Here is a 13057-nt window from a genome sequence, read left to right on the forward strand (position 1 = left end):
CATAAATTGCAATTTATAACAGGTAGTCTCTTCTTCTCTACCGTATTTAACGTCTGAAATGGATACCACCTACAAATCAAATTGTAAGCGTTATCTAATCGAAATGCAATATAAATTTTAAAAGATTTTTATATGTTAATATATTCCTAACCGATTGGTTTTTTTATGTAAATTTACTATAAAAAATAGCCCTAGCTATGAGCTAGGGCCATCCTTTTTATAACATAACACCAACGATAATCGCCGATAAAAGACTTACTAATGTCGCACCGTATACAAGTCGTAATCCGAATGATGAAACAACGTTTGACTGGTTTTCATCAATCCCTTTCGTTGCACCTGCAATAATTCCGATAGATGAGAAGTTTGCAAATGATACAAGGAATACAGAAAGAATACCGACTGTACGAGCTGATAAATCACTAGCTACTTTTCCTAGATCAAGCATCGCTACAAATTCGTTCGATACTAATTTCGTTGCCATAATTTGTCCCGCCGTTACCATTTCTGATTGCGGGATTCCCATTACGAATGCTAATGGTGAGAAAATATATCCTAAAATAGCTTGGAATGTAATACCGAACACTGAATCAAACAAGCTATTGATTGCTGTAATTAATGCTACGAAACCAAGTAACATTGCTGCTACCGTAATCGCAATCGTGAAACCAAGCATAATATATTCGCTTAACATTTCAAAGAACGACTGTTTTTTCTTATTTTCTAACTTTAGTGTATCTTCTTCTTCCGTAATATCGTACGGATTAATAATATGAATAATAATGAAACCACTAAATAAATTTAATACAAGTGCTGTTACTACATATTTTGGCTCAATCATTTTCATATAAGAACCAACGATCGACATCGATACTGTCGACATGGAAGACGCACATAGTGTATATAAACGATGTTTGGGGATTTTACTTAATTGATCTTTTACTGTAATAAATACTTCTGCTTGCCCAACAATTGCAGCCGCTACTGCATTATATGATTCTAATTTTCCTAAACCATTTACTTTACTTAGCATAGTACCAATAGCACGAATAAATATCGGTAAAATTTTAAAGTGTTGCAGAATTCCGATTAACACTGCAAAGAATACGATTGGTAATAAAGCTGTTAAGAAGAATGAAACCTCTCCTTTATTAACAAGACCACCAAATACGAAAACGATTCCAGATTCCGCATATCCAAGAAGCGCTCCAAATCCATCTGAAATTCCTTTTACTAAAATATAACCAATTGGCGTATTTAATAAGAAATACGTTAAAGCTAGCTGAATAACAAGCATAATCGCGATTGGTTTATACTTAATCTTCTTACGATCAGAGCTTATAAGAAAACCGAGTACGAATACAACGAGTAATCCTACAAGAAACATAACAAACTTCATTAATAAAATCCTCCATTTAACTCTTCATTAACGTTGAACGTCTGACCATTAGAAATACGAAATAAACCGAACTTTCCATTTACCCCTAAAACCATAGAAATGATTATAAAAAGTCGTCTAATCTCTTATTCTAAAGCCATTAACCATTCTAACACAAATTACAACTCACATCTGCATTTTTCTTTAAAAAAATTACATTTTATTATAAAATGCTCATTAATGTTCGTCTTTTACCTCTCTCCTTATTTTATCACCATAAAAAAACGAGCATCAAATTTCTTTGATGCTCGTTCCTCTTTTATTATACAGCTTTTTCTTTATCTGCTACTGCTGGCTTGTCCCAGCACTCTGTGTTCGTTAAACCAGGGATAGAATCTGCACTGAAGACTGGATCTTTTCCTTGTTTCTTTTGTTTCACATAGTCCGCTAATGCTGCATACGCAAATCGTCCAAGAAGTGTAATCGCAATTAAGTTTGTGATTACCATTAGACCCATAAATAAATCTGCCATATTCCATACAACTTGAAGCGTCGCAACAGAACCGAATAATACCATTCCCACTACCGCAATACGGTAAATCGTTAACCAAGTTTTACTTTGTTTAATAAATTCAATATTCGTTTCACCATAATAATAGTTTCCTAGTAATGAACTGAAAGCAAATAAGAAAATGATAATCGCTAAGAAGCCGCTTGCCCACGAACCGATTTGTGAACTTAACGCCACTTGCGTTAATTCAATACCTTCTAAATTTGTTGCCTTATATGCACCAGAACATAGTACGATAAACGCTGTTGATGTACATACTAAGAATGTATCTACTAATACTCCAATTGTTTGAATAAATCCTTGTTTAGCTGGATGTGTTACATCCGCTGTTGCAGCCGCATTTGGCGCACTACCCATACCTGCTTCGTTCGCAAACAATCCGCGCTGAATACCAAACTTCATTGCAGCACCGATACCGCCACCTACAGCTGAATCCAAACCGAATGCACCTTTAAAGATTTCTGTAAACATATCCGGTATTAAATAATAGTTTTTAATAACAACGAAAATAGCTACTGCAATATAAATAAGTGCCATTGGCGGAACGATCAGCTCAGACATACGCGCGATACTTTTCACACCACCAAAAATAATAACCGCAACTAATACTGCTAATACGATTCCAACAACATAACGCTCAATACCAAATGCATTTTCAAATGCTAATGTCACTGTATTTGCTTGTACTGAGTTAAAAATTAAACCGTAACTAATTGTAATAAGGATAGAGAACCAAATTCCCATCCAACGTTTATTTAAACCTTTTTCCATATAATAAGCAGGACCACCACGGAAGCCACTGCCATCTTTTATTTTATAAATTTGCGCAAGCGTACTTTCTACGAAACTTGAAGACGCCCCAATAATCGCAATAACCCACATCCAAAATACAGCTCCAGGTCCTCCCATAGAAATAGCTAGCGCTACCCCCGCTAAGTTCCCGATACCAATACGAGCTGCTGAGCTCATACAGAAAGCTTGGAAAGAAGATACGCTACCCTTTTTACGTGTCTTTCCAGTTAAACCATCACCCATTAATCGAACCATTTCCCCTAAATGAGTAATTTGTACGAATTTCAATTTTATAGAAAAATAAAGCCCTAAACCGATTAACATTGCGATAAGAATATATGACCAAAGAATCGTATTCGTTGATGAAACGAATTGTTCTAAAATATTCATACTGTCAGTCCCCTCCCTTTTTTCTTCATAAATTGAATTATATTTAAAAAATATGTAAAAATCAACATTTTTCGACAAAATCTCACTTCCATATGTTAGGTTTTATAACATGATCATGTTATTTGTTATGTTTTATGACTTTATATTTATAAAATGTACATACTAAAACAATACATAATCCCATTGACAAAAACACCAACCTGTAACTATAATGATTACATCAAGTTGTAACAAACCTAATTACACTAAATTCATTCATTTTCACATATACACTTTAACAAAACACTTTGGAGGGATTCATTATGAAAATCGGAATTATAGGAGCAAGCGGAAAAGCTGGAAGTCGCATTTTAAAAGAAGCATTAGATCGCGGTCATGAAGTAACTGCATTCGTAAGAAACGCTTCAAAAATAACAGAAGACAACGTAAAAGTTTTAGAAAACGATGTATTCAACCTTACATCTAATGACCTACAAGCATTCGATGTTGTAGTAAACGCATTCGGTGCTCCAGCAGGTGAGGAACACCTTCACGTAGATGCAGGAAACGTACTGATCGAAGCTATGAAAGGTGCACCTAACACAAAATTACTTGTAGTTGGTGGTGCTGGTAGCTTATTTGTAGACGAAGAAAAAACGACTCGTGTATTTGATACACCAGGTTTCCCAAATGAATACCTTGCAACTGCTCAAAACCAAGGTAAAAACTTAGAAATCTTACAACAAACAAATGATATTACTTGGACATTCATCAGCCCTTCTGCACTATTCGCATTAGGAAAACGCACTGGCTCTTACAAAGCTGGTAAGGACAACCTTCTTGTTAACTCAAAAGGCGATAGCTACGTAAGTTATGAAGACTTCGCGGTAGCAGCACTTGATGAAATCGAAAATCCAAAACATGTAAACGAACGCTTCACAGTCGTTTCTGAAGCTGAGTAATAAAAAAGCTCGTAAACATAGTGTTTACGAGCTTTTTTCATCATCTGTTATATTGATTCGGTTTATGTGGTTCATTTGGTGTATAGGGTTTATTTGGTTTATTATCATGACCATTTGCTTTTTTCCAACTTACCGCTAACTCTGGACTTGTTTTTTCTTCACTACGCTCAAGTAACACAACCGCATTTTGAATAGTCGGTGTTCCTTTATGTGCAATTCCTTGTAATTTCGTTAAATTGCCTGATACTTTAAAGCTAAATCCACCCGCTGGCGTTTGTTTCGGAATTAAAATGCGGAATTTCTCTCCTACATTAAATTCTGTTTTTGCCTCGCCTTTTTCATTTACGAACTTCGCGCCTTCTGGTGCACCTGTTGCCTGTACTTTATATGTTCCGCTTTTCGCGTTTGTTTGCACTGTATATAAACCAGTTTCAAAAAACTCATCTTTTAATACTGCTTCTTGTTCTTCTGTTGGAGTTACACTCATCGTAATTTCTTGTAGTTCTTCACTAGCACTTGCTTTTGCAACTATATCTTTCGTTACTTTTTCTACATTTTTATTACGGAAATCTAAATCATTAATATCAATTTGTTTTAACGCATTCCACACCGCAAGCTGCGTTGCGTAATGTGCATCTCTCCAATCAGAAACACCTAATTCTTGCGGACTCTTTTGTGGGTATCCGTTTAATAGTACGCGGTACACGTTAATATCCACTTTACCCATTTCAGGTAAATCTTGACCACTTGGCGATTTTAAATCTACATTTAAACAAAAAGCAATTTTTCCATCTGCTGTTTTAATAAGCTCTGTTCGAATTGGTTTCTTCTTTGACCTACTGTAACTCCAATCCATTTGATACTTCGTATGGTCCATAACTTCTGCGAATGCTTTTTGAAGTGGGAATAATAAGTTCGCAAATACAAATAAAACACTCAAAAAAGTGGCCATTATCTTGAACGATCGTTTTATATTCATGTCTACAACCCCTTATAAAATAACAAATTTACTACTGTTTATTATTTAGTTAGAAATTTTTTTTATGCATAGACAAAATAAAAAAGAGCGCAAACTTTTTGCACTCTTTGAACTTACCTCTATTAGAAATCAAAGTTATCCGGATCTGGACCGACGCGGTGGTTTTCATTTAAAGCATCAATCTTTTCCATATCTTCTTTTGTTAGCTCAAAATTGAAAATATCTGCGTTTGCAATAATACGGTGTTCTTTCGTTGATTTCGGAATCGTTACAACTTCATTTTGAAGATCCCAACGTAAAATAACTTGAGCTGTTGTCTTACCGTATTTATTAGCAATTTCTTGTAATGTTTCGTTATCTAATAGTTGCCCTTGCATAAGTGGTGACCATGCTTCCATTTGAATACCTTGTTCTTTACAGAAAGCTTGTAGTTCTTTCTGCGTTAAACGCGGGTGATATTCGACTTGATTAATCATCGGCTTAATTTCCGCACCTTCCATTACATCCTTCAGGTGATGGATTTGGAAGTTACTTACGCCAATTGCACGCGCGCGCCCTTCTTTATAAAGTGTTTCTAACGCTCTCCACGAATCTTTATATTTTCCTTCAACAGGCCAATGAACAAGATATAAGTCTAAATAATCTAGTTCTAATTTTTTTAAGCTCTCTTCATATGCAGCAAGTGTCGTTTCATATCCTTGATCTGCATTCCACACTTTTGAAGTAATGAATAAATCTTCTCGAGAAATTCCTGCTTCTTTTATACCAGCGCGAATTCCTTCACCTACTGCTTTTTCATTTCCATAAATCGCCGCTGTATCAATACTGCGGTATCCAGCTTTAATCGCCGACTTTACAGCCTTTACAAGTTCTGGTCCATCTTCTACTTTAAATACACCTAAACCGAACCAAGGCATTTCTACACCGTTATGCAATGTTGTTTTACTTTGTAAATTTTTCATTATATTTTTCTCTCCTTTATTTTGCTTGATCTCTTTTTTCTAATGCCATACTCCAAGCTGTTAAAATAACAGCACCTACTACCATAATGCCGCCTACCCAAGCTGTATGAATTAATCCTAACGAGTTCGTTACAATACCGCCTAAATAAGCCCCAAGAGCGATTCCTGCGTTAAATGCTGCAATATTCATTGCTGATGCGATATCAACGGCACTCGGCACGAAACGCTCAGCCAATATAACGACATACACTTGTAGCCCTGGAACATTCATAAACGCGAATAGCCCCATAAAAATAATTGTGATAAGCCCCGCTACTTGAAATGGCGCCGTAAATGTTAGTACGAATAATACAATTGCTTGAATAAAGAACATATAAAATAATGCACGAATTGGATTATGATTCGATAACTTCCCGCCAATCATATTTCCAATCGCAATTGCAACTCCGTACACTAACAAAATGATTGTAACGGTACTCGATTTAAATCCTGTTACTTCTTGTAATAGCGGTGATAAATACGTAAACGTTACAAACGTTCCACCATACCCTAATGCAGTAATGATGAAAACAAGTAATAATCTCCCATTCGTGATGAGTTTGAATTGATCGCGAAATGATACAGACGTACCTCTTTTTAAGTTAGACGGAATTAGCATGCTGTTTGCGACTAAGGCAACGATTCCAATGACCACAATCACCATAAATGACGCTCTCCAGCCAAATTGTTGACCAATAAATGTTCCAATTGGGACACCTGTAATAGTCGCAACGGTTAAACCAGTAAACATAAAAGCAATTGCGCTAGCACGTTTATTTTCTGGGACGAGTGCAGCTGCAATTGTCGAACCAATCGACATAAAAACACCATGTGCAAATGCAGAAACGACCCTCGCGATAAGTAAAACAGTAAAACTCGTTGCTACCGCCGCAATTCCATTACCAATAATGAAAACAATCATAATCCACATTAATAACGTCTTTCGCGACATACTAGCTGTTAACGACGTTAAAACTGGAGCGCCAAATGCTACCCCTAACGCATATAAAGAAACCGTTAAACCAGCTGTTGTAACAGCAACATGTAAATCCTCCGAAATAGATGGTAATAAACCGACGCTAATAAACTCGGTTGTACCAATTCCAAACGCACTAATTGCTAGCGCTAATAAAGCAAACATACTTCTTCGATTCGTCTGAACAGCCGAAGAAGATACTGTATATGAATTCAATTGAACTCCTCCTTAATACGAGAAATCCAATCATAATAGTGTGATAAAAAGGCCTTTTTATCTTCTACAAAAATAACTTTACTGCTCATAAATGCTATTATGAATGGCTTCACTCTTTTTTTGAAGAACGCACTTTAAAGTACGATAGGTACCAAAAAGTAACATAGGCACTTTTTAGTACCGTACTACTCATTTCCCTCTTACGTATGCTATTATGAAACATATTCAACACGATAAAAAGTACGTACTTTAAAGTGCTATAGGCACTAAAAAGTAACATTTAACTTATTTAGCTTCTTTTGTTGAAGAACTGAAATTCACATTCATCAAAGGAGATTTTCATATGAAGAAATATAATATTCCTGTTGAGGCGACTTTAGAGGTTATCGGTGGCAAATGGAAAGTCGTTATTCTTTGCCACTTAACGAAAGGTACAAGGAGAACGAGTGAACTAAAACGTTTAATGCCTGGTATTACACAAAAGATGTTAACACAGCAACTACGTGAATTAGAAGAAGATGGAGTTATTCAAAGAAAGGTGTACAATCAAGTACCACCAAAAGTAGAATATTCCCTTACTGATTACGGGTGGTCTTTAGAATCGATTCTTGATTCTCTTTGTACTTGGGGCGAATGTCATCTTGAAAAAAGCGGTAACACATCGATGCTAATCGCAGAGAGTGAACAATAAGAAAAAAGGAAAAAACGAACGTAAATTTGTTTGTTTTTCCCTTTTTTTATTATTATATAGGTATACTTCTTATCGAAGTAAAATAATTTATGCGCTTTCATACCTTGTCATTACTAGGTTATGGGCTCAATATCAAATAATTAGGAATCATTTTTATGTTAACATACGTGTATATAGTATATAATATAGGATATATATTATATACACTTTCCGATAAGGGAACTTTCCATTATGCGGACAAGCCATGTATCGGACAGTTCATAAATAATAGGTAAGACGTTATGGTTTTAAATTTATGTTTTCAGCCTACTTGCTGTCATAAATTTAAAGGCATTTTATTGTGTTTTGTGAAACTTTGTATAAAGTTTCATAACCGTTTACTATCTTGCCTATCAAAAATAAGAGTATTGCTATCGTAAAGGAGAATTGGAGATGCCAGAAACTATGACTCAAACAAAGCCAGAACAAGAAACTGTACAAATTTCTGCTAGCCAAGGACAACTAGATGTACTTGATCAGTTGTTAAAACCTGAGGTACAAGAATCATTAACTACACTAGTAGAACAGCTTCCAAAATTAACTGAGCTTGTTAACATTTTAACTAAGTCTTATGACTTCGCTCAAACTGTTGCTACTGATGAAGTATTAAAAAGCGACACTGTTAGCGCAATCCAAGAGATTGTAGAACCTGTAAAAGATACAGTGAAAAGCATGGCTGCAACTGCTATCGAAGCGAAAGATCGTGCTGACGAAAGCAACGAAGTTATCGGCCTGTTCGGTCTATTAAAATTACTAAAAGACCCACAAGCACAAAAAATGTTCCGCTTTGTGAACGCATACCTTCAAGTTAGTGCAGAACGTAATAATAAATAATTTAACTTATAACAACAATTAGTAAAGACGGGGGATAACATACTATGTCAAAACAAATTGTCATCTTAGGCGCTGGTTATGGCGGTCTTCTTGCCGCTTTAAACGTACGTAAATACTACAGCAAATCAGAAGCACAAGTTACAGTGATCAACCAATATCCAACACACCAAATCATCACTGAACTACACCGCCTTGCAGCTGGTAACGTTGCTGAGCAAGCAATTGCAATGCCACTTACAAAGCTTTTCAAAGGTAAAGACATCGATCTTAAAATTGCAACAGTTGAGTCATTCTCAGTTGATAGCAAAGAAATCAAACTAGCTGGTGGCACTACGCTATCTTACGATGCACTTGTAGTTGCTTTAGGAAGTAAAACTGCTTACTTCGGTATTCCAGGACTAGAAGAAAACAGCATGGTATTAAAATCTGCTGCTGATGCAAACAAAATCTACAAACACGTTGAAGACCGTATTCGTGAATACGCGAAAACGAAAAACGAAGCTGATGCTACAATCGTAATCGGTGGTGGCGGATTAACTGGCGTTGAGCTAGTTGGTGAGCTTGCTGACATTATGCCTAAACTTGCAAAAAGCCACGGCGTAAATCCAAAAGAAGTTAAACTTCTTCTTGTTGAAGCAGGTCCGAAAATCCTTCCAGTATTACCAGACCACTTAATCGAACGTGCAACTGCTAGCTTAGAAGCACGCGGTGTTACATTCTTAACAGGTCTTCCTGTAACAAACGTTGCTGGTAATGAAATCGACTTAAAAGACGGTCAAAAAATCGTTGCTAACACATTCGTTTGGACAGGCGGCGTACAAGGTAACCCATTAATTGGTGAATCAGGTCTTGAAGTAAACCGCGGTCGTGCAACAGTTGATGCGCACCTACAATCTACTTCTCACAAAGACGTATTCGTTGCTGGAGATAGCGCTGTTGTCTTCGCTGCAGACGGTCGTCCATACCCACCAACTGCACAAATCGCTTGGCAAATGGGTGAGTTAATTGGATACAACTTATACGCAGCACTAGAAGGCAAAGCATTCGAAGAGTTCGCACCTATCAACTCTGGAACACTTGCTAGTCTAGGACGTAAAGATGCTGTTGCTACAATCGGAGCAAGCAATACTCCACTTAAAGGTTTACCAGCATCATTAATGAAAGAAGCAAGTAACGTTCGTTACTTATCACACATTAAAGGTCTATTCAGCTTAGCTTACTAATCTGAATATAAGCCCGAATCATGCCTTGCATGGTTCGGGCTATTTTTATCCGTAATTTTCTCTAACTTATTTATTCGGCAAAAGAATAATATAACCCTCTTTAATTATCAAAATATACTGACTTTTTTATGTCGAAATTGTGTATATGAAAAGAGCGGAAGTAGATATCTTCCCTACTTCCACTCTTTCACAAGAACTATTCTCCTAATTCCACTAAGCTGTAGTTCTTCTTCCCTTTGCGAATAATAATAAATCTTCCATCAAATGAATTTTCTACAGTAACATCAGTGCCTACATCCGTTACTTTTTCACCATTCATAGATATAGCCCCATTATTAATATCTTCACGCGCTTGACGTCTAGAAGGTTCAATTCCTAAATCAACTAACCACTCTACAATGTTTTTCGTCTCTTTTGAAGACTCAAATGTCGGCATCTCTTTAAATCCTTGTTCAATTTCATCAGCTGTTAACGATTTAATATCTCCGCTAAATAACGCAGCTGTAATTTTCACAGCCTGCAAAAATGCCTCTTCTCCATGAACGAATTTCGTCATTTCTTCTGCTAATACTTTTTGCGCTTCACGTTTATGAGGCTCTGTTTCTACCTTCGCTGCTAATTCATCAATTCTCTCTTTCGTTAAGAACGTAAAGTATTTCAAGTATTTAATTACATCACGGTCATCTGTATTCACCCAGAACTGGTAAAATTCAAACGCTGTTGTCTTTTCCGGATCAAGCCAAATAGCACCACCTGCTGATTTACCAAACTTCGTACCATCTGATTTTAATAATAATGGAATCGTTAATCCGAATACTTTCGCCTCATGACCTTCTAATTTACGAATTAAATCTAAACCGCTCGTAATATTTCCCCATTGATCACTACCACCGATTTGTAATTGAACATCTTCTTCTTTGTATAAATGATGGAAGTCCATTGCTTGCAAAATTTGGTACGTGAACTCTGTAAATGAAATTCCTGTATCTAAACGACTTGCGACAATATCTTTTGCTAACATGCTATTTATGCTAAAGTTTTTTCCGTAATCACGTAAAAACTCGATAATGTTTATTTTATGTGTCCAGTCATAGTTATTTACCATCTTCACTTCGCTATTCCCGCCGAAATCAAATAGCTTTTTCATTTGCGCTGTTAACGCATCTACATTATGCTGGACTACTTCTAACGTTTGCAATTGGCGCTCTGATTGACGACCACTCGGATCACCAATTGTTCCTGTTGCCCCGCCGATTAAAATAACAGGATGATGGCCAGCTAATTGGAATCTCTTCATCATCATAAAAGGAATCAAATGTCCGATATGCATACTATCGCCAGTCGGATCCACTCCGCAGTATAGTGAAATCTTTTTCTCTTCTACTAACTTACGTAAACCTTCTTCATCTGTCTGTTGATTCACAGCACCGCGCCATTCTAATTCATCAATAATATTCATCTTTTGTCATCCCCTTTATTTTTTAAAAACAAAAAGTCCCTATGTCTACGATAGACATAGGGACGATTATTCACCGTGTTACCACCCAGTTTGCATAAATAGCATAGCTATTCATACCACTCTTAGCAATAATATCGATTGCTATTCCGCTTAGCATTACCTAAGATACTCCAGAGTGTAATTCACAAGTTTGTTTGTGCTAGGTTCCAGCAACCCCTAGCTCTCTTTGATAACAGTGACAAACTGCTACTGGGCTCTTTCAACGTATATTTTATTTGTTAAATTATTAGCCATTATATTGAATCGAAAACAAATTGTCAACAATATCCAAATGTTATTTCGAAATAATTCATACTTTTATACGTTTTTTTCTTCAAAGGTTACTGTAGATTTTCTCCAATAATCCTTACTTCTCGCTCTAATTTCACACCGAATTTTTCTTCAACTGTCTTTTGTACGAAATGAATTAAATCAATGTAATCTTGCGCAGTTCCGTTATCAACATTCACCATAAATCCAGCGTGTTTTAAAGAAACTTCCACTCCGCCAATTCGCTTACCTTGCAGTCCTGATTCTTGAATAAGCTTACCCGCAAAATTATTTGGTGGACGCTTAAATACACTACCACATGAAGGATACTCTAACGGTTGTTTTGATTCACGCTTAAAAGTTAAATCATCCATTTTTTCTTTGATTTCTTCACGCACACCTTCTTCAAGTTCAAACTTCGCTTCAAGAATAATGTAATGATTGTTCGCAAATACACTCTTACGATATCCAAATTCAAATGCATCTTTCGTTAAAGTGCATAGCTCTCCATCACCTGTCATTACAACTGCTTCTGTTAATACATAAGCTACTTCACCGCCATATGCACCAGCATTCATATATAACGCTCCACCAACTGAACCTGGAATACCACAAGCAAACTCAAGTCCTGTTAAATTGTGATCCAATGCAATTCGTGACACATCAATAATCGCTGCACCACACCTCGCAACAATCGTTGTCCCCGTTACAGTAACACCTGTAATATGAATTAAACTTACTGTAATCCCGCGAAGACCACCGTCTTTAATAATGACATTCGAACCGTTTCCTAAAAACGTAACTGGAATATTGTGTTGATTCGCATACTTGATAACTTCTTGAATTTCAACATAATTTGTAGGCGCAACGAACACATCTGCTTTTCCGCCAACTTTAATATGCGTATGATTCTTCAGCATTTCATCTTGCTTCACATGACCTTCAGGCAATACTGTACTTAAATATTTATAAACCTCTTGCATATTCATTTTACGATTCCTCTATTTCTATAATCTTTTTATCCCGCTATCCACGGGCCCATAATATCCCCACATACATGAAATAAACCTAAAGTGGTGGATACAGTGTACCTAAAATCAATTCGAGACACCTATAAACCTCTTACATTATAAGAGGTGCCACTCATATTAAAATATATATCGCGTAATAAAGCAACCCAAATAGGCTACTAAACTTGACATGTAACTATATAGACAACAAATTGTAAAATATATAACTTTTACAAAACACTATCCCT

General features: G+C 36.3%; 11 protein-coding genes and 1 other annotated feature. Of the genes, 4 read left to right on the plus strand and 7 right to left on the minus strand.

Features of this window, described 5'->3' with window-relative positions; all coding sequences use genetic code 11:
• Positions 1 to 217: 217 nt before the first annotated feature.
• Complete coding sequence (locus NSQ47_RS18680) at positions 218 to 1399, minus strand: NupC/NupG family nucleoside CNT transporter (RefSeq protein WP_002112759.1); 1182 nt, start codon at positions 1397 to 1399, stop codon at positions 218 to 220.
• A gap of 301 nt (positions 1400 to 1700) precedes the next feature.
• Positions 1701 to 3131, minus strand: coding sequence for an alanine/glycine:cation symporter family protein (locus NSQ47_RS18685; protein ID WP_002112761.1), 1431 nt, complete (start codon positions 3129 to 3131; stop codon positions 1701 to 1703).
• A gap of 302 nt (positions 3132 to 3433) precedes the next feature.
• Between NSQ47_RS18685 and NSQ47_RS18690 the strand changes: the two genes are divergently transcribed.
• Entirely contained in the window at positions 3434 to 4072 is a 639-nt protein-coding gene (locus NSQ47_RS18690) for an NAD(P)-dependent oxidoreductase (protein ID WP_341037640.1), read from the plus strand.
• A 40-nt stretch (positions 4073 to 4112) separates the two neighbouring features.
• On the opposite strand, the gene NSQ47_RS18695 is transcribed toward NSQ47_RS18690, so the two are convergent.
• The 3 genes from NSQ47_RS18695 to NSQ47_RS18705 all read right to left on the minus strand — a co-directional run bounded on the left by NSQ47_RS18695 (position 4113) and on the right by NSQ47_RS18705 (position 7193).
• Complete coding sequence (locus NSQ47_RS18695; RefSeq protein ID WP_002198906.1) at positions 4113 to 5051, minus strand: thioester domain-containing protein; 939 nt, start codon at positions 5049 to 5051, stop codon at positions 4113 to 4115.
• A 122-nt stretch (positions 5052 to 5173) separates the two neighbouring features.
• Positions 5174 to 6013, minus strand: a complete 840-nt coding sequence (locus NSQ47_RS18700) for an aldo/keto reductase (RefSeq protein ID WP_445662097.1) — start codon at positions 6011 to 6013, stop codon at positions 5174 to 5176.
• 16 nt (positions 6014 to 6029) lie between these two features.
• Positions 6030 to 7193, minus strand: coding sequence for an MFS transporter (locus NSQ47_RS18705; protein ID WP_199661035.1), 1164 nt, complete (start codon positions 7191 to 7193; stop codon positions 6030 to 6032).
• Positions 7194 to 7587: 394 nt separating this feature from the next.
• Between NSQ47_RS18705 and NSQ47_RS18710 the strand changes: the two genes are divergently transcribed.
• From NSQ47_RS18710 to NSQ47_RS18720, 3 genes are all read left to right on the plus strand, one after another.
• Entirely contained in the window at positions 7588 to 7935 is a 348-nt protein-coding gene (locus NSQ47_RS18710) for a winged helix-turn-helix transcriptional regulator (RefSeq protein WP_002159942.1), read from the plus strand.
• Positions 7936 to 8367: 432 nt separating this feature from the next.
• The gene (locus NSQ47_RS18715; RefSeq protein ID WP_341037643.1) at positions 8368 to 8808 is read left to right on the plus strand and encodes a DUF1641 domain-containing protein; all 441 of its coding nucleotides are present in this window, start codon (positions 8368 to 8370) and stop codon (positions 8806 to 8808) included.
• Between the two features lie 44 nt (positions 8809 to 8852).
• On the plus strand, positions 8853 to 10031 hold the full coding sequence (locus tag NSQ47_RS18720; RefSeq protein WP_002112768.1) for an NAD(P)/FAD-dependent oxidoreductase: 1179 nt from the start codon (positions 8853 to 8855) through the stop codon (positions 10029 to 10031).
• A 196-nt stretch (positions 10032 to 10227) separates the two neighbouring features.
• Here the strand turns inward: NSQ47_RS18720 and tyrS are convergent, their stop codons facing one another.
• Together tyrS and murB are read right to left on the minus strand one after the other, a co-directional pair.
• The gene (gene tyrS / locus NSQ47_RS18725; protein ID WP_002159940.1) at positions 10228 to 11490 is read right to left on the minus strand and encodes a tyrosine--tRNA ligase; all 1263 of its coding nucleotides are present in this window, start codon (positions 11488 to 11490) and stop codon (positions 10228 to 10230) included.
• Positions 11491 to 11545: 55 nt separating this feature from the next.
• Positions 11546 to 11762 (minus strand) — a binding site (T-box leader).
• 108 nt (positions 11763 to 11870) lie between these two features.
• Positions 11871 to 12788 carry a UDP-N-acetylmuramate dehydrogenase gene (murB, locus tag NSQ47_RS18730; protein WP_341037644.1) on the minus strand — a complete coding sequence of 306 codons (918 nt, stop codon included), beginning with the start codon at positions 12786 to 12788 and terminating at the stop codon, positions 11871 to 11873.
• Positions 12789 to 13057: the final 269 nt, after the last annotated feature.

Origin of the sequence: Bacillus sp. FSL R10-2780 (genome assembly GCF_038006125.1) — a bacterium.
In the GTDB taxonomy this organism is placed as follows: domain Bacteria; phylum Bacillota; class Bacilli; order Bacillales; family Bacillaceae_G; genus Bacillus_A; species Bacillus_A cereus_U.

What these genes read in the sequence shown, in the direction of transcription:
- NSQ47_RS18680 (WP_002112759.1), bottom strand. Translation starts at nt 1,399, where the DNA reads ATGAAGTTTGTTATGTTTCTTGTAGGATTACTCGTTGTATTCGTACTC.
- NSQ47_RS18685 (WP_002112761.1), bottom strand. Translation starts at nt 3,131, where the DNA reads ATGAATATTTTAGAACAATTCGTTTCATCAACGAATACGATTCTTTGG.
- NSQ47_RS18690 (WP_341037640.1), top strand. Translation starts at nt 3,434, where the DNA reads ATGAAAATCGGAATTATAGGAGCAAGCGGAAAAGCTGGAAGTCGCATT.
- NSQ47_RS18695 (WP_002198906.1), bottom strand. Translation starts at nt 5,051, where the DNA reads ATGAATATAAAACGATCGTTCAAGATAATGGCCACTTTTTTGAGTGTT.
- NSQ47_RS18700 (WP_445662097.1), bottom strand. Translation starts at nt 6,013, where the DNA reads ATGAAAAATTTACAAAGTAAAACAACATTGCATAACGGTGTAGAAATG.
- NSQ47_RS18705 (WP_199661035.1), bottom strand. Translation starts at nt 7,193, where the DNA reads ATGTTTGCTTTATTAGCGCTAGCAATTAGTGCGTTTGGAATTGGTACA.
- NSQ47_RS18710 (WP_002159942.1), top strand. Translation starts at nt 7,588, where the DNA reads ATGAAGAAATATAATATTCCTGTTGAGGCGACTTTAGAGGTTATCGGT.
- NSQ47_RS18715 (WP_341037643.1), top strand. Translation starts at nt 8,368, where the DNA reads ATGCCAGAAACTATGACTCAAACAAAGCCAGAACAAGAAACTGTACAA.
- NSQ47_RS18720 (WP_002112768.1), top strand. Translation starts at nt 8,853, where the DNA reads ATGTCAAAACAAATTGTCATCTTAGGCGCTGGTTATGGCGGTCTTCTT.
- tyrS (WP_002159940.1), bottom strand. Translation starts at nt 11,490, where the DNA reads ATGAATATTATTGATGAATTAGAATGGCGCGGTGCTGTGAATCAACAG.
- murB (WP_341037644.1), bottom strand. Translation starts at nt 12,788, where the DNA reads ATGAATATGCAAGAGGTTTATAAATATTTAAGTACAGTATTGCCTGAA.